Origin of the sequence: Nonomuraea sp. NPDC048882, from assembly GCF_040649755.1 — a bacterium.
Classification (GTDB): domain Bacteria; phylum Actinomycetota; class Actinomycetes; order Streptosporangiales; family Streptosporangiaceae; genus Nonomuraea; species Nonomuraea maheshkhaliensis.
Genome location: NZ_JBEZGB010000009.1, coordinates 369,086 through 385,972, shown reverse-complemented (window position 1 = coordinate 385,972; position 16,887 = coordinate 369,086). Strand labels below are relative to the sequence as shown.

The window sequence follows — 16,887 nt, the reverse complement described above, 5'->3', positions numbered from 1 at the left end:
CCCGGCACCCCGGCACCCCGGCACCCCGGCACCCCGGCACCCCGGCACCCCGGCACCCCGGCACCCCGGCACCCCGGCACCCCGGCACCCCGGCACCCCGGCACCAACAGCGTCCCTCACCCAGGGCACCAGCGCCACCGCGCCCAGCACTCCTCACAACCCGGGACGCCCAAGCACCACACACACGACCCCCACGCACCTCGACCGGGCACGCTTGCGACACTCGCCACCCCGCACGCCTCGCACCACGCGACACCCGTGCCATCCGCACGCTTGGCACGCTTGGCACCTGCACACCTCTCCACCCGAGACCTCAAGCACCACGCACACACGGCACCAGTGCACCCCGCCACCCACCACGCAAGGCACCCGCACACCTCACCACCCCACGCGCCCAAGCACCACCCACGCACAGCACCAGCGGACCCCGCCACCCACCACGCTTGGGACACCCAGCACATCCCTCCGCCTGGCTCGCTCTACCCCAGCTTCCGGTGCGCCCGATCCAACGCTCCCGGCACCCAATCCGCGCAACACCAGCGGCCGCAACCCTTCCAAGCCCCCGCGCGAAGAACTCTGCCGGAAAGCCCCCCGAGCCCCGAGCCCCGAGCCCCGACGGCAGACTCGTGCCGCGTGCCGTGTGCCGCAGCCCTGTGACGACGACCACAATCTTCGCTGCGTCTCCCCTGGTCAATGCCGGTGCCGACACCATCACTTACCTGGCGCGTAATCGCGGCCCCTACCCCCGGCCTGACATCTTTCAGGTGTTCGCACTGAGGCCCGACGAAGGAGCCCGAGATGACCGCCGTGCCCATCACCACCGACCGGATGAAGTTCCTGCGCCTGGCGCTGGCCACCGATGCCGTCGTCACCGGCGGCAACGGGCTGATCTACCTCGCGTTCGCCGGCCCGGTGAGCACCCTGCTCGGCCCGGACGCCGGCCTGCTGCGCGCGATCGGCGGCTTCCTCCTCGCGTACGGCGCCGCCGTCGCCCTCGTGGCCGGCCGCCGCACGATCAGCCCCGCCGCCACCAAGGCGGTGATCGCCGCGAACGTCATCTGGACCCTCGGCAGCGTCGCGGCCGTCGTCACGGGCGCGATCGGCTTCACCACGATGGGCGCCGTCTGGGCCATCGCCCAAGCCCTGGTGGTGGCCGGGTTCGCCGAGCTCCAGATCACCGGCCTGCGCAAAAGCCGCACCAACTAGTACAGGAGCCACCCCATGACCCTCATCGACCGCTACGTCGACTGCTGGAACCAGACCGACCCAGAGGCCCGCGCCAAGGCCGTGGCCGACCTCTGGACCGAGGACGCCACTTACACCGACCCCCTCGCGGACGTCACCGGCCACGCCGGGATCGCCGCGGTGATCGAGGCCGCACAGGGCATGTTCCCCGGCCTGGTCTTCTCCGCGGGCGAGGTGTACGACGCCCACCACCACATCGCCCGCTTCACCTGGCACCTGGGCCCGGAGGGCGGGGAACCGGTCGCCATCGGCTTCGACGTAGCCGAACTGACCGAAGACGGCCGCATCCGCAAGGTCCTCGGCTTCCTGGACAAGGTCCCATCCTGACCCCGGAAGAAGCTGCTCCGGGCCAACCTCCCGGACACTTCTGGACGAAGAGCGCCCGGGGCAACCTCCCGGGCGCTCTAGAGGGTGCTCCCCCGAGACAACCTCCCAGGCGCTCAGAGGGAGCTCTCCCGAGACAGCTTCCCGGGCGCTCTACACGGAGTTCCCCGGGACAGCTTTCCGGGGGCTCAAGAAGGAGCTTCCCGGGCGCTCTGGACAGGGCCTCCCCCAGGACAACGCCCGAGGACTCTGGACGGGCCCCGGGAGCAACCGCCCCGAGGGCTCACCCGAGGGCTCAGGACAGGCCCCGAGAGCAACCGCCCCGGGGGCTCATGACGGGTCCCGAGGGCAACCGTCCAGGGGCTCTAAGGCCGGGGTCTGCGGCATCTCGCGCATCCGGGGGATCGGCGACAGCGCCAGCACGATCACCGGCACCACCGCACCGATCACCGCCGCCATCATTCCACCGGCCACATGCCCACCGCCGCGCCGATCAGCCCGGCCACCAGCGCGCCGATCGGCGCGGCACCAGAAGGAGCTCCTCCGGAACAGCTTCCCGGGGCTCTGGACGAAGCCCCCGAAGAGACCCACCTTCCCAAAGAGACCCCCGAGGACCCGCCCCCGGAAACCGGACAAGAGAGAGATCGGGATACCCTGCCTGCGGTGCCAAGAACCACGTGACCGGAGGAGTCGACGCTGAGATGACGACGGCAGGGCGACCGATGCCAACCCAGGACGACGTACTCGGCTACTTCGACACGCTGTCGAACTGGGGCCGGTGGGGCGAAGCCGACGAGCTCGGCACGCTGAACCACATCACCGACGACGTCCGCCTGGCGGCGGCACAGGCTGTGCGCCACGGCAGGAGCGTGTCGTGCGCGTGGGAGGTCGCCGTACCGGAGGACATGGAGCGATCGACGACGTCGTGCCCGTGCGCCGCCGACATGCCGGGTGCCGAGAACATGCCGGTGGCCGCGTTCCACAAGGACCGGCGCTGGGGCTTCTCCTCCGAACGGCTCGGCATCACGTTCCACGGCAACACCGTCACCCACATCGACTCGCCGTGCCACCTCTTCTGGGACGGCAAGATGTACAACGGCCGGCCGCACTCGCTGGTCGACCCCGCGACGGGATCGGCGTGGGCGACCGTCACGGCGGCGGCGAACGGGATCGTCACACGCGGCGTCCTGCTGGACATTGCGGCCGCGCGGGGCGTGCCGTGGCTCGAACCGGGCGAAGGAGTCTTTCCGGACGATCTCGAGGAGGCCGAACGCCGCCAGGGCGTACGGGTGCGCTCCGGAGACGCGGTGCTCCTGCGGACCGGCTACGGCCGCGCCCGTCACGAAGCCGCCGCGACCGCCGGTTTCACACAGACCGGCTGGCACGCGTCGTGCCTGCCGTGGCTGCGCGAGCGCGAAGTCGCACTGATCGGCGCCGACTCGCCGCAGGAGGTTCTGCCGTCGGGGTACGACGACGTGTTGATGCCGGTTCACGCCGTGGGCCTCGTCGCGATGGGTCTGTGGCTGCTCGACAACTGCGACCTGGAGGCGTGCGCGGCGACGGCCACCGAGCTCGGCCAGTGGGACTTCCAGCTCGCGGTCGCACCGGTCCGCCTCGCCGGCACCTCCGGCAGCCCCGTCAACCCGATCGCCACCTTCTGACCCCGATTCGCAAGGTTGCGGTCATCTGACCCCATTCGCGAGATGCCAGTCGCCTGGCTGCGCTCCGCAGGGCGCCCACGATCCGACCGCGGTCGCGAAGTGCCCGCCATCTGACCGCAACTCCGAGATGCCCCGACCCGACCGCAGTTCCCGAGGCACCCACAACCCGACCCCGACTCCCGCGATACCCACCACCCGACCCACAGCTCCCCCGAGGTGCCCGCCTTGTCGTGAAGCACCCGTTCCGCACCGGAAGTTCCGCACCTGGAACACGGTCGCGAGCGGCGAGGGCACACCGTCTCCCGCGTACAAGACATCAGCCAGGACCCAGCCGCCACGCGCAGGAATCCATTTGCCCCGGACAGCGCCTTGGCCGGACAATCTAGACTCGTGCTTGCTGCTGTCAGACGTCTTCTCCGTCACCTTTCGCTGGATCTGAGCCCGTTGCGCGATTCGCGCGACTACCGGCTGCTCTTCGGGTCCGGCGTCATCACGATGTTCGGCACGATGATCTCCATGGTCGCGGTGCCGTACCAGATGAAGGAGCTGACGGACTCCTACCTGGCGGTCGGGCTGGTGAGCCTGGCGGAGTTCGTGCCGATGGTGGTGTGCGGCCTGTGGGGCGGCGCCATCGCCGACGCGCTCGACCGCCGCCGGATCATCTGGCTGAGCGAGCTGGGACTGCTGGTCACCTCCGCCGCGCTCATGATCAACGCGATGCTGCCCGACCCGCAGGTCTGGGTCCTGTACGTGATGGGCGCGCTGGCCACCGGCGTGGGCTCGTTGCAGCGGCCCAGCCTGGAGGCGGTGATCCAGCAGGTGGTCAAGCACGAGCAGCAGAGCGCGGCCGCGGTGCTGTCGAGCCTGCGCTGGAACTTCGGCGCCATCGTGGCCCCGGCGCTGGGCGGCCTGATGCTGACGGCCTGGGGCACGGCCTCCGCCTACGCCCTCGACACGCTGACGTTCGTGCTCTCCCTGGTGCTGCTCTGGCGGGTCAGGGCCATCCCGCCCGCCGACGACGCCGCCCCCGCCTCGATCAGGTCGCTGATCGAGGGCGTCCGTTACGCGGTGAGCCGCAAGGATCTGATGGGCACCTACCTGGTGGACATCGCCGCCATGGTGTTCGCGATGTCGACGGCGCTCTATCCGTTCCTGGCCGAGGAGCTGAGGGCGCCCGAGGCGCTCGGGCTGCTCTACTCGGCGGCCGCGGTGGGCGCTCTGATCGCCTCGCTCACCGGCCGCTGGACGGCCCGCGTCCAGCGTCAGGGCCTGGGCGTGATCGTCGCCGCCGCGGCCTGGGGCGTGGCCGTGACCCTGACCGCTTTCGCGCCCAACGTCTGGATGATCTTCGTCTGCCTCGCCTTCGCCGGCGCGGCCGACATGATCAGCGGCATCTTCCGCCTGACGATGTGGAACCAGACCATCCCGCCGGAGCTGCGCGGCCGCCTGGCCGGCATCGAACTGCTCTCCTACGCCAGCGGGCCGATGCTGGGCAACGCGCGGGCCGGCCTCATGGCCAACTTCGGCGGCACCCGCTTCTCCCTCGGCGCGGGCGGCGCGCTGTGCGTGGCCGCCGTCCTCGCGCTGGCCGCCGCCCTGCCGAGATTCCGCGCGTACGACGCCAGGACCGACGAGCACGCTCTGGCGGAGAAGGCCCGCAGGCAGGCCGCGACCGACCAGGCTCCGACCGACCCGGCCCAGGCCCCCGCCTGACGACCACCGAAACGCGCTCATTCGCAGAAACCCGGTCACCCACCGAAACCCGCCCAACCACCGAAATCCGGTCACCCGCCGCCCCACGAGCCACCGATCAGCCGCCCACCATCCCCGGAGCACAACCCGGCTACGTCCTTGCATCCCCCGGGGCACCACTCGGTCACGTCCTTGCATCCCCCGGGGCACCACCCAGCCGAGACCTCGCAGGCCATCCCCCACCAGCGCTCACCTCCGGCCCTCGGCGGCGGCGAACGTCGTCAGGGCCTCGGCGTCGGAGTAGACGCTGGTGACGTATTCGTCCACCCACTCCCTGACGCCCTCGTATCCGCTCTCGGCGAGCAGCCGCTCCCGCACCGTCCTCGCGTCCAGCGGCGTGTTCCGCAACGTCACCGCCCCGCTCTTCCCGTCGAGCAGCGCCCACTGCGCGCCGTAGCGCCCGTAAGGCATGCCGACCGACCCGGGGTTGACCACCAGCACCCGATCCGCGAGCCGTACGAACGGCATGTGCGTGTTGCCCAGCACCACGGTGTCGGCCTTCTCCCCCGCCAGCACCTCGCCCCATCGCTCCAGCGAGCTGTCCACGAGGATCGTCTCCTCGTCGCTGCGCGGCGTGGCGTGCACGAACAGCGTCCGCCCCAGCTGCCCCACCTCGATCTCCTGCCGGGAGGGCAGCCCGGCCAGCAGCTCGACCTGCTCCTCCCTGAGCTGACCCGCCGCCCACACCGACGACGGGTAGGGGCAGTCCTTGCCCGCCGCCACCTCCACGAGCTCACGGTCGGCGTTGCCGTTCACCCAGGACGCGCGCTCCCCCAGCGAGGTGAGCAGGTCGAGCGTCTCCACGGGCAGCGGCCCCGCGGCCACGTCACCGGTGAGCACGATCCGGTCGGCGGACTTCACCTCGGGCTCGGCCAGCACGGCCTCCAACGCGGGCAGCACACCATGGATGTCGGAGAGAACGGCGATTCGCATAGGGCAACTCTGCCGTGTCGCACGACCGCCGGAGCCGATGTTCGCTACCCGGCGAACGACTCAGCCGATCGCGAAACCGTCCAGCTCACCCGGCCTCACGACCGCTCCACCATCTCAGCCGAGCACGCCACCCGCCCGTACCCCTCCACCCGCCCAGTCGGCCTCACACCGCCCCGCCGTACGGCTCACTCCGCCTCGCGCCACCCGTCGTACCGCTCGATCAGCTCCTCGACCTTGGCCAGGCGACCGGCGTCCAGTCCCTCGACGACGACCAGCCACTGCGCGTCCTCGGCGTCGTCCTCACCGGCGAGGGTCTCCCGTACGACGCGCGGCACCCCTAGCTCGGGAAACCACTCCCCCAGCGTCTCGGCGACCTCCTCGGCGTCGTCCCGCTCCGTGAACACCAGCAGCTGCCGCACGCTCCGACCTCCTCAGTCGATCCGTATTCCCTCATTCACCGACCGTGACGGATCCGGCCGGATAGCGTTGCGCCCGTGACCGCGCTTCCCCAACGGACGATCACCGAGCCGCCGCCGCCCTCGGCCGAGCTCCCCGACTGGGTCTTCCCGCCGCCGCAGGGGTTCTTCGCCGAAGATCTTGATCACCTCCCGGATCTGCCTGCGCACACAGAGCTGATCGACGGAAGCCTGGTCTTCGTGGGCCCGCGGAATCTCTTCCATCACGTGGTCAGCCGCGAGTTGCGCACCGCGCTGAACCACTTCCTGCCCGCAGATCACGAAATATTGGGACAAATGACGGTGAAACTGGGTGCGCGGCAACGGCCAGAGCCCGACCTCATCGTGCTCGGCCCCGACGCGCCCGACGACCCCGACGTCACCTGTTACGACGCCGCGGACGTCCTGCTCACCGTCGAAGTGGTCTCCAAGGAGTCCGAACTGCGCGACAGGCAGCGCAAGCCGGTCCTCTACGCCGAGGCGGGGATCCCCCACTTCTGGCTGGTCGAAGAGGTCAACGGCCGGCCCGCCGTCTACGTCCACGAGCTCGACCCCGCCACGCAGGCCTACATCGCCACCGGCGTCCACCATGACCGGCTCAAGCTCATGGTCCCGTTCGACCTCGACATCGACCTCACCACGCTCTGCTCGAGCCACACCCGCTAGGAGGGGCCGGCGCACCGGCCCCTCCATGACGACGGTCTCAGCCGCGCAGTTGCGCGCCCACCCGGTCGGCCGCCATCGCCACCGCCGCGTCACGGGCAGCCGTGGTCTCCTCGACCGTCAGCGTACGGTCGGCGGCCCGGAAGCGCATCGAGTAGGCCAGCGACTTGTTCCCCTCGCCCACCTGTTCCCCGGCGTACACGTCGAACAGCCGGATCGACTCCAGCAACGCCCCGGCCCCGTCACGCAGGGCCGCCTCAACGTCGGCCACCGGCGTGAAGTCGGGCACGATCAGCGCGACGTCCTGCGTGGCCACCGGATAGGCGGACACCGAGGGCGCCTGCACAGGGCCGGGCATGGCCGCCTCAAGCCGCGACAGCTCCAGCTCCATCGCCACCGTACGCGGCGGCAGGCCGTAAGCCTCGATCACCCGCGGGTGCAGCTCACCGGCGTGGCCGACCAGCGTGTCGCCCGCGTAGAGGGCGGCGCACCGGCCGGGGTGCCAGGGCTCGTGCTGGTCGGCGCTGATGGACAGCTCGATTCGCGCCTCCGCCGCCACGAGCCGGGCGGCCTGCACCGCGTCGGCCCACGTCGCGGGGCGGCCCGCGCCCCACCAGCCGGATCGTTCGAACTCGCCGGCCAGCACCACCGCGACCCGCAGCGGCTGGTCGGGCAGCGCCGACTCGATCGAGGCCAGCTCTTCTGCGGTGGGCCGGCGCTCGACGCCGAGCACAGGGGCCACGCCCGGCGCTCCCGCGCGCGGGCGGTAGACCGAGCCGGTCTCGAACAGGGCCACGTCGGTGAAGCCGCGGCCGACGTTGCGGACGAGGGTCTTGAGCAGGCCCGGCAGCAGCGTCGTCCGCATCAGCGGCTCGTCTTCCGACAGCGGGTTGGCCAGCCGCGCGGCCACCCGGCGGGCGTCGTCGGCGGGCAGCTGCAGCCGGTCGAAGTCGTCGGGACTGATGAACGGGTAGCTGAGCACCTCGACATGACCGCCCTCGGCCAGGGCCCGGCCGACCCGCCGCCGCAGCCGCTGCGCCTCGGTGAGCCCGGCGCCGGCCGGGGCGGAGGGCAGCACCGACGGGAGGTCCTCGTAGCCCTCCAGCCGGATGACCTCCTCGGCCAGGTCGTTGGGGTCGGTGAGGTCGGGCCGCCACGACGGCGGCGTGACCGTGATCATGTCGTCGCCGGTGACGGCCAGCTTGGCGGCCAGCGCGCCGCCGGTCACCACACCGGTCGGATCGACGCCGCCCCGGCGCACGGCCGGGTCGTCGCCGTCGGTGACGACGCAGCCGACCTGCTCCAGCCGGGCGATCACGGTGTCTCTGGAGTAGGTCATGCCGGCGACCCGGCCCGGGTAGCCGGACGGGATCGCGATGCGCGCGGGCGACACCTCGACCTCGGCGTGCGTGACGCCGGGCTGGACGCTCGCGCCACCCAGCTCGGCCAGCATCTGGACCGCCCGCCACGAGGCGACCAGCGGCAGCTCGCGGTCGACGCCGCGTTCGAACCGCTTGGACGCCTCCGACACCAGCCCGTGCCTGCGCGACTCGCGGGAGATGCCGGTCGCGGAGAAGTGGGCGGCCTCGATGACGATGTCGGTCGAGGCGTCGGAGATCTCGGTCTCCAGGCCGCCCATCGTGCCGGCCATCGAGATCGGCCCCGACTGGTCGGTGATGAGGATGTCGTCGGGGTCGAGGTCGCGTACGACGTGGTCGAGCGTCTCCAGCCGCTCACCGGCCGCGGCCCTGCGTACGACGATCTCGCCCTGCAGCTTGGCCCGGTCGAACGCGTGCAGCGGCTGCCCGAGCTCCAGCATCAGGTAGTTGGTGACGTCGACGGCCAGCGACACGGGGCGCACACCCGCACGCGTGAGGCGTACCCGCATCCACAGCGGGCTCTCGGCGGCCGGGTCGAAGCCGCGCACCTCGCGCAGCACGAACCGGTCGCACGCCGTCGGGTCGGCGATGGAGGCCGGCCACGACGTGCCGCTCTCGGCGGGCAGATCGACGTCGGCGGGGTCGAGGAAGGCCACCCCGAACGCCGTCGCCGCCTCGCGCGCCACGCCCCTGATCGACAGGGCGTAGCCGATGTCGGGCGTGATCTCCAGCTCGATCACGTCGTCGCGCAGCCCGAGCAGCTCGACCACGTCGGTGCCGATGGGCGTGCCGGCGGCCAGCACCATGATGCCGTTGTGGTCGTCGCCCAGCCCGAGCTCACGCTCGGAGCAGATCATGCCCTCGGACATGCGCCCGTACGTCTTGCGCGCGCCGACCTCGAACCCGCCGGGCAGCACGCCGCCGGGCAGCACGACCGGCACCCGGTCGCCGACGGCGAAGTTGGTGGCGCCGCAGACGATCTCGCGCGGGGTCGCCTCGCCGACCTCGACCTTGCAGTGCCTGATCGGCTTCTTGAAACCGGTCAGCTCCTCGATCTCGAGCACCTCGCCGACCACGACGTTCTTGACGTCGTGACCGTGGGAGGCGATCGCCTCGAGCTTGAGGCCGGCCGCGGTCAGCTTGTCGGCCACCTCGTGGGCGGTGACCGCCGGGAGATCGACATACTCCCGCAGCCAGGAAAGCGGGACCTTCATCAGATCTCCATTCCGAACGGGAGGGTGAAGCGCACGTCTCCCTCGACCATGTCACGCATGTCCTCGGCGTTGTGGCGGAACATCAGCGTCCGCTCGATGCCCATGCCGAAGGCAAACCCGGAGTAGCGCGCCGGGTCGACCCCGCACGCGATGAGCACGCGCGGGTTGACCATGCCGCAGCCGCCCCACTCGATCCAGCCCTCCGACTTGCAGGTGCGGCAGGGCGGGTTGCCGGGGACCGCCGAGGCGCCGCGGCAGACGAAGCACTTGAGGTCCATCTCGGCGGACGGCTCGGTGAACGGGAAGTAGTTGGGCCGGAACCGGGTCGTGATGCCCTTGCCGAACATGACCTCGGCGAACCGGTCGAGCGTGCCCTTGAGGTGGGCCATCGTCAGGCCCTCGTCGACGGCCAGGCCCTCGGTCTGGTGGAAGACCGGGGTGTGGGTGGCGTCGAGCTCGTCGGTGCGGAACGTCTTGCCCGGCGAGATCACGTAGACCGGCAGCTCGCGCTGGAGCAGCGCGCGGACCTGCACCGGCGAGGTCTGCGTGCGCAGCACCATACCGGAGTCGGTGGAGCCGACGAAGAACGTGTCGTGGTCGGACCTGGCCGGATGGTCCTTGGCGATGTTGAGCGCGTCGAAGTTGAACCATTCGCCTTCGAGCTCGGGGCCTTCGGCCACTTCGTAGCCCATGGCGACGAAGGCGTCGGCGATGCGCTCCTGCAGCGTGGTCATCGGGTGGCGGGCGCCGCGGGGCCGCCGGTCCCAGGGCAGGGAGACGTCGACGGTCTCCTCGACGAGCACCCGCGCGTCGCGCTCGGCCTCCAGCTCGGCCTGGCGGGCGGCCAGTGCCTCGTTGATCGCCTTGCGGGCGCCGCCGACGCGCTTGCCGGCCTCGGCGCGGGCGGCCGGCGGCAGGGCGCCGATCTCGCGGTTGGCCAGGGCGATGGGCGAGCGGTCACCCGCGTGCGCCAGCCTGGCCCGCTTGAGTGCGTCGAGGTCGGCGGCGGCCTTGATCGCCTCGATGGCGTCGGCCTCCATGCGGGACACCTCGTCGGCATGCAACGGTGTCACCTCGACGGGGTCGTAGTCAGACAAGAGTGAGCTCCGTATCCAGGGCTTGAGCGGAAATGAGTCTAGTGGGAGCCGCCCACCGGGCCCGAATTCCGCCTCAGACGGCGGCGAAGTCGGGGGTGCCGGTGGGCAGGGTAAATCGGAACTCCGCCCCGCCCTCGGGCGCCCGCTGCACGATGATCGTGCCGCCGTGTGCTTCGACCAGGCCCTTGACGATGAAGAGCCCGAGCCCGGTGCCACCGCGGCGGCGGCTGTTGCCGCCCCGCCAGAACTGCCTGAAGACGCGCGGAGCCAGCTCGGGCTCGACGCCCTCGCCCTCGTCGCGCACCGACACGGCAACTCCCCATTCGACGGACTCGATCTCTATGGTGACGGTGCCGCGTCCGTGGCGCACCGCGTTTTCCACCAGGTTACCCAGGATCTGGTCGATCTTGTCCTGGTCGAGCCACATCTCGGGCAGGTGCTCGCCCACGACGAGCCGGTAGCGGTTTTCGCTGTCGCCCGCCGCCACCCGGCCCGCGATGAGCCGGCGCGCCCTGGCGGGCAGATCGACGACCTGTCGGCGCACCTCCAGCCGCCCCGACTCGATCCGCGAGACGTCGAGCAGCTCGGTGATGAGCCGGGTGACGCGGTCGGCGTCGTTGTTGACGGTCTCCAGCATGACGCGCTTCTGCTCGTCGGTGAACCGGGTCCACTTGGCCAGCAGCGTCGCGGTGAACCCCTTGACGCTGGTCAGCGGCGAGCGCAGCTCATGGGCCACGGTGGAGACCAGGTCGGCCCGGCTGCGCTCCAGCCGCGCGCGGGCGCCGCCGTCGCGCAGGGTGATCGCCACCCGGTCGACCTCGCCGCCGCGCTCCGGCTCGCGGACGAGCCTCGCGGCGACGTAGAGCTCCTGCCCGCCGGGCAGGTGCAGCGGACGCTCGGGCACCCGCGTCCTGATGCGCAGGCCGCCTTCGGGGTCGAGCGCCTTCCACCAGTCACGCCCGTCATGGTCGCGGAAGGGGAACACGTCGTTCATGTGCCGGCCGACCGCGCGCTCCATGGCGACGCCGGTGAGCCGGGAGGCGGCCCGGTTGACGGCCCGCACGCACCCATATCGGTCGGTCACGATGAGGCCGTCAGGAAGATCGTCGATGGCTATCGTGCACGCGGCGGCCACAACTCGCCCGTCGGTGTCTGCGCCGTGCACGACCTCGCCTCCTCCGCCTACAACGCCGACAATAGCGGGTTTCCAGCCACCTAGGGCACTCGCTGCGCCCTGGCGGAGGAGTAAAGGCACACCGCCGCCGCGGTGGCCAGGTTGAGACTTTCAGCCTGTCCGTAGATGGGCACTCTGACCACATCGTCCGCCTCGGCGAGTATCTCCTCCGGTAGTCCCCATGCCTCGTTGCCGAAGATCCACGCGGTGGGTCCCGCGAGATCGACATCGTCGAGCGTGTGCTTGCCCGCGCCGTCGGCCGCCAGCACGCGCAGGCCCCGCTCCCTTAGTTGACGCACGGCGGCGCCGACCGGTGCACCGATGGTGACGGGAAGATGGAACAGGCTACCGGCGCTGGCGCGCACGCACTTGCCGTTGTACGGATCCACGGAGGCGTCGGTGAGCACCACCGCGTCGGCCCCCGCCGCGTCGGCCGCCCGCATGACGGTCCCGGCGTTGCCCGGGTCACGCACGTGCGCGAGCACCGCGACCAGCCGCGGCTGCCCGCTCAGTGCGCGCTCCAGCGGCACGTGCACGAGCCCGCAGACGGCCACCAGCCCCTGCGGCGTCACGGTCTGGGACAGCTCCGACATGACCTCGCCGCTGGCCCGGTGCACGGGTACGCCCTGCAGCGTGGCCTGGGTGATGAGTTCGGGGTGACGCAGCTCCGCCTCCGCCGTGCTGAACAGCTCCAGCGTCACGCCGTCGAGCTTGAGCGCCTCGCGGACCGCCTGCGGCCCCTCGGCCAGGAACTTCCTGTCCTGCTCCCTGAAGGCCCGCTTGGTGAGCCGCCTGGCGGCCTTCACCCGCGGCGACCTCACGTTGGTCAGCTCGGACCCGCCCATCCACATCCCCCAGTCGTGCGAGCAACGGCCGTACGGATGACAGCCCTTGAACAACAAAGGGCCCACCGTCATCGGTGGGCCCCTCAGAACAATTGCCTCAGCTCGCGGCCGGAGCGTTCACGTTGGCCGGAAGGGCCTTCTTGGCGGCTTCGACGAGCGTGGCGAAGGTCTGGCTGTCGTTGACCGCGAGGTCAGCGAGGATCTTACGGTCGACCTCGATGTTCGCCAGACGCAGACCCTGGATCAGGCGGTTGTAGGTCATGCCGTTCTGTCGAGCCGCGGCGTTGATGCGCTGGATCCACAGACGACGGAAGGTGCCCTTGCGGTCCTTGCGGTCCCGGTAGGCGTACGTCATCGAGTGGAGCATCTGCTCCTTGGCCTTGCGGTACAGCCGTGACCGCTGGCCACGGTAACCGCTCGCCCTATCGAGGACGACCTTGCGCTTCTTCTTGGCGTTGAGCGCCCGCTTCACGCGTGCCATGTTGTATCTCCCCGGGGGTTCGCGCTACTTGGCGAGCAGCTTCTTGATCTTCTTGGAGTCGGCGTCGGAAAGGACGACCTCGTTCTTGAGACGGCGCGTCAGCGTGGACGACTTCCACTCGTTGTAGTGCGCGCGGTTGGCACGGCGACGCTTGATCTTGCCGGTGCCGGTGACCCGGAACCGCTTCTTCGCACCGCTGTGCGTCTTCATCTTCGGCATGTCGCCGTCTCTCCTCGTTTCGGTCGTGCCGGTGGCCGGGCCGGTGCTGGCCGGCCCGGTCGTGGCGTCTTCGTCTGCCGGTGGCTGCTGGGGTGCTGTAAGGCTAACCCCAACTGCGGGTCACTCTTCCGGTGGGGAAGGCTCCTCGCCGCCACGCTGTGCCTTGGCTGCGGCCTTTTCCGCCTTCGCCTCGGCCTTCTTCTTGTGCGGACCGATCACCATGATCATGTTACGGCCGTCCTGCTTGGCGTGGGACTCGACGAATCCCAGCTCCTGAACGTCGTCCGCCAGCCGCTGCAGCAGCCGGAAGCCGAGCTCCGGGCGGGACTGCTCGCGTCCGCGGAACATGATCGTGACTTTGACCTTGTCTCCCGCCTTGAGGAACCGCACCACGTGACCCTTCTTGGTCTCGTAGTCGTGCGGGTCGATCTTCGGCCGGAGCTTGATCTCCTTGATGATCGTGTGCGCCTGATTCTTGCGCGCCTCGCGCGCCTTCATCGCGGACTCGTACTTGAACTTGCCGTAGTCCATGAGCTTGCACACGGGCGGTCGAGCCGTGGCCGCGACCTCGACAAGGTCGAGGTCGGCCTCCTGGGCGAGCTTCAGCGCGTCATGAATGGAGACGATGCCGACCTGCTCGCCGTTCGGGCCCACGAGGCGAACCTCGGGAACTCGGATACGCTCGTTGATGCGGGGCTCAGTGCTGATGGGGCCTCCTAGGTTTGCGATCCCTACGTGCTCGTCGTGACGGGAGCTCAACGCGCTCGCAGAACGCGAAAAGCCCCGCACGTCGCGCATGCGGGGCCACTGAGCTCTGTGGCTTCGTGGCCTTGAGCTCCCCGGAGTAGTCCGGCGTGATCCTGGACCCGGCCACCTCGCGGTGACTCAGGTGGGAGGGAGACCTCCGCTTGCGCGTCCAGCAAGGCATGCCGGACCGATCAGAGAGCTACATTACCACAACGACGAAACGTTCTCGATTCATCCCGCCGGCGCATCCCCGATGCCCGGCGCACAGCGTCCGGCATCCAGCGCCCTGCGCCGGGCTCGACATGTCCGGTGCAGGGCGGTGCGTGGCTCGGGGCGGCCGGTTCAGTGCGCCTGTGCGGCCGTGCGGCGGAGGATCTCGGACTCCCCCGCGGCGCGCATCGCCTCGACCGGCACGTCCGTGATGCCCGTCATCAGCCGCACCTGCCGCACCGCCTGGTGCAGCAGCATCTCGAAGCCGCCGATCACGGTGCCGCCCGCCGCCTGGACCGCCGCCGCCGCGCCGGTCGGCCACGGCGAGTAGACGACGTCGAACAGCGCGGGTACGCGCGCCAGCCGGTCGGCGAAGACGTCGGCCGCGCCGCCAGGCAGCGTGGAGACCACCAGGTCCACGTGTGTGCGCGCGTCGAGCTTGTCGAACGTCTCCACCGCCAGCGCCACACCCAGCCGCTCGGCCACCGCCGCCGTCTCCCCCGCCCGCGCGGGGTCGCGCACCAGCAGGGTCGCGGAGTGGAGCCCGAGGTTGCGCAGCGCCGCCAGCGTCGAGGCCGCCGTGGCCCCGCCGCCCAGCACGGTCGCCGACCGTGGCGCGGGCACCCCCGCCTCGGCCAGGGCCCGCTCGATGCCGTAGACGTCGGTGTTGTCGCCGTGGCGCCGCCCGTCCTGGAAGATCACGGTGTTGGCCCCGCCCACCTCGACGGCCGTCTCCGAGACGGTGTCGAGCAGGGGCAGCACGGCCCGCTTGAGCGGCATCGTCAATGACAGCCCGGCCCAGACGTCGTCGCCGGCGCCCGCCTGGCCGCGTACGGGCCCGAGCCCGGCCAGCAGCTCGGGCAGCCGCGCCTCGTCGCACTCGAACGCCTCGTAGCTCCACCCGCCGAGCCCCATCGCCTGATAGGCGGCCCGGTGCAGGTACGGCGAGAGCGAATGGCCGATGGGCGAACCCATCACCGCAGCCCGCATCCCCCACTCCTTCCGACCAGCACGACCCTACCGTCAACGCGGCACGGGACCATCAACGCGGCCCAGGAGCGGCACGGGAAACGCGCACGGCCGCCCGGAGTGGTCCGGGCGGCCGTGGCGAGAAGCTTCAGCCGGCTTCGGCGGGCTTCAGCGGGCTTCGGTGAGCGACCATGCGTGCGGGCCGGCCACCGTTCGGCTGTGTCGGCCTCCGCCGCGCTCGGTCAGCCGCCGTTGCGCTTGAACTCCGCGAGCAGCTCGTTGAACTCCGCCTCCGTGGTGGCGAACTTGGTGACGCTGCTCTTGGGGTCGGTGGCGACGAAGTAGCGCCACGTGCCCTTGGCCGGGTTGAGCGCCGCCTCGATGGCGTGGTCGCCGGGGTTGGTGATGGCTCCCGGCGGCAGGCCCAGGTTCGCGTACGTGTTGTACGGGTGCTTGATCTTCGTCTCGGCGAAGGTGGCGGTGGTGCGGTACTTCTTGAGCGCGTACATCACCGTGCTGTCCATCTGCAGCTTCATCGGCGGGTTGAGCTCAAGCCGGTTGTAGATGACGCGCGCGATCTTCGCCATGTCCTCCTGCCGGCCCGCTTCGGCCTGCACGATGCTGGCGATGACGACGATCTCGTGCGGCGTGCGGCCGAGGGCCTTGGCGCCGCCCTCGATGTCCATCTGCTCGGCCGTCTGGTTGAACCGGTCGACCATCGCGGTCAGCATCTGCTTCGGCGTGGTCTTGGGCTGGAACTCGTACGTGGCCGGGAAGGCGTACCCTTCGAGCCTGCCCTTCGCGTACGACGGCAGGTCCAGGTCCTTGGTGTTCTTCGCCGCGGCGGTGAAATCCTTGACCGGCTTGCCGGTCTCCTTCGCGAGGGTGGAGAGGGTGTCGGACAGCCGCAGCCCCTCCTTGATCGTCACCTTGGCGAGCAGCCGGTTGTCCGCGCCGAGGCGCTGGACCGCGGCGGCCGCGGACATCTTCTTGGCCATCTTGTACTCGCCCGGTTGCAGCTTGTCGCTCATCCCGGCGTTGGCGATGGCGTTGGTGAACGCCCTGGCGCTGGCGACGACCCCCTGCCGCTCCAGCTCCGTGGCCACTTCTGACGCGCTCTGGCCGCTCTTGATCTCGATGACGACCTCGCCGCTGCCCTGACCGGTGTAGTCGTCGGGCACGAGGGCGTCGCTGAGCCACAGGTAGCCGTAGTAGCCTCCGCCGCCGATGATGCCCGCCAGGACGATGAAGGCGAGCAGCGGCGCGACGAAGCCGCCCCGATTGCGGCGACGGCGGCGCCTGCGGCCGCGTCTGGCGGCGCCGCGCCCTCCGCGCCGGCCGGAACCTTCGTCGTCCTCGGGGCCGAGCAGAGTGTTCAGATCGAGATCGTTCATAGGTGCGCTGGCCAATCTCCCGGTACTGCCTGCCGGGCGTCAAGCGGAACTGCCCAACCGGCTGGAGTCACCGAGCGAAACTGGGGGACCCGCCGCACGTGCTGCCACGGACGGCGGAGATCACT

At 70.6% G+C, this 16,887-nt stretch carries 16 protein-coding genes; 5 read left to right on the top strand and 11 right to left on the bottom strand.

From position 1 onward, the window contains the following. Positions 1-798 precede the first annotated feature (798 nt). The 4 genes from AB0C27_RS31695 (at position 799) to AB0C27_RS31680 (ending at position 4,943) form a co-directional block, all read left to right on the top strand. Positions 799-1,206: a hypothetical protein gene (locus AB0C27_RS31695; protein WP_357851235.1), complete on the top strand. Its 408-nt coding sequence runs from the start codon at positions 799-801 to the stop codon at positions 1,204-1,206. 15 nt (positions 1,207-1,221) lie between these two features. Beyond that, entirely contained in the window at positions 1,222-1,572 is a 351-nt protein-coding gene (locus AB0C27_RS31690; RefSeq protein ID WP_357851232.1) for a nuclear transport factor 2 family protein, read from the top strand. Between the two features lie 719 nt (positions 1,573-2,291). Continuing rightward, on the top strand, positions 2,292-3,230 hold the full coding sequence (locus AB0C27_RS31685) for a cyclase family protein (RefSeq protein WP_357851229.1): 939 nt from the start codon (positions 2,292-2,294) through the stop codon (positions 3,228-3,230). Between the two features lie 444 nt (positions 3,231-3,674). Further along, complete coding sequence (locus AB0C27_RS31680; RefSeq protein WP_357851226.1) at positions 3,675-4,943, top strand: MFS transporter; 1,269 nt, start codon at positions 3,675-3,677, stop codon at positions 4,941-4,943. 228 nt (positions 4,944-5,171) lie between these two features. Here the strand turns inward: AB0C27_RS31680 and AB0C27_RS31675 are convergent, their stop codons facing one another. Beyond that, on the bottom strand, positions 5,172-5,915 hold the full coding sequence (locus tag AB0C27_RS31675; protein ID WP_357851223.1) for a YfcE family phosphodiesterase: 744 nt from the start codon (positions 5,913-5,915) through the stop codon (positions 5,172-5,174). Positions 5,916-6,100: 185 nt separating this feature from the next. Beyond that, positions 6,101-6,334 carry a hypothetical protein gene (locus AB0C27_RS31670; RefSeq protein WP_357851220.1) on the bottom strand — a complete coding sequence of 78 codons (234 nt, stop codon included), beginning with the start codon at positions 6,332-6,334 and terminating at the stop codon, positions 6,101-6,103. Positions 6,335-6,409: 75 nt separating this feature from the next. Here AB0C27_RS31670 and AB0C27_RS31665 point away from each other — a divergent pair, with 75 nt between their 5' ends. Then, on the top strand, positions 6,410-7,036 hold the full coding sequence (locus AB0C27_RS31665) for a Uma2 family endonuclease (RefSeq protein WP_357851217.1): 627 nt from the start codon (positions 6,410-6,412) through the stop codon (positions 7,034-7,036). A gap of 37 nt (positions 7,037-7,073) precedes the next feature. Here the strand turns inward: AB0C27_RS31665 and AB0C27_RS31660 are convergent, their stop codons facing one another. The 9 genes from AB0C27_RS31660 to mltG form a co-directional block, all read right to left on the bottom strand. After that, on the bottom strand, positions 7,074-9,626 hold the full coding sequence (locus AB0C27_RS31660) for a phenylalanine--tRNA ligase subunit beta (protein WP_357851214.1): 2,553 nt from the start codon (positions 9,624-9,626) through the stop codon (positions 7,074-7,076). Then, positions 9,626-10,666, bottom strand: a complete 1,041-nt coding sequence (gene pheS / locus AB0C27_RS31655) for a phenylalanine--tRNA ligase subunit alpha (RefSeq protein ID WP_357851426.1) — start codon at positions 10,664-10,666, stop codon at positions 9,626-9,628. The genes AB0C27_RS31660 and pheS overlap by 1 nt, the downstream gene beginning before the upstream one ends. A 130-nt stretch (positions 10,667-10,796) precedes the next feature. Further along, entirely contained in the window at positions 10,797-11,888 is a 1,092-nt protein-coding gene (locus tag AB0C27_RS31650) for an ATP-binding protein (protein WP_357851211.1), read from the bottom strand. Between the two features lie 50 nt (positions 11,889-11,938). After that, positions 11,939-12,742, bottom strand: coding sequence for an RNA methyltransferase (locus AB0C27_RS31645; protein WP_357851423.1), 804 nt, complete (start codon positions 12,740-12,742; stop codon positions 11,939-11,941). A 97-nt stretch (positions 12,743-12,839) separates the two neighbouring features. Beyond that, on the bottom strand, positions 12,840-13,223 hold the full coding sequence (gene rplT / locus AB0C27_RS31640) for a 50S ribosomal protein L20 (protein WP_346108058.1): 384 nt from the start codon (positions 13,221-13,223) through the stop codon (positions 12,840-12,842). A 24-nt stretch (positions 13,224-13,247) separates the two neighbouring features. After that, positions 13,248-13,442 (bottom strand): 50S ribosomal protein L35, encoded by a 195-nt coding sequence (gene rpmI / locus AB0C27_RS31635; RefSeq protein WP_090761693.1) that lies wholly within the window; start codon positions 13,440-13,442, stop codon positions 13,248-13,250. A gap of 120 nt (positions 13,443-13,562) precedes the next feature. Then, complete coding sequence (infC, locus tag AB0C27_RS31630; protein WP_219912217.1) at positions 13,563-14,150, bottom strand: translation initiation factor IF-3; 588 nt, start codon at positions 14,148-14,150, stop codon at positions 13,563-13,565. Positions 14,151-14,531: 381 nt separating this feature from the next. Continuing rightward, positions 14,532-15,389 carry a shikimate dehydrogenase gene (locus AB0C27_RS31625; protein ID WP_357851208.1) on the bottom strand — a complete coding sequence of 286 codons (858 nt, stop codon included), beginning with the start codon at positions 15,387-15,389 and terminating at the stop codon, positions 14,532-14,534. 221 nt (positions 15,390-15,610) lie between these two features. Beyond that, the gene (gene mltG / locus AB0C27_RS31620) at positions 15,611-16,762 is read right to left on the bottom strand and encodes an endolytic transglycosylase MltG (protein WP_357851205.1); all 1,152 of its coding nucleotides are present in this window, start codon (positions 16,760-16,762) and stop codon (positions 15,611-15,613) included. Positions 16,763-16,887: the final 125 nt, after the last annotated feature.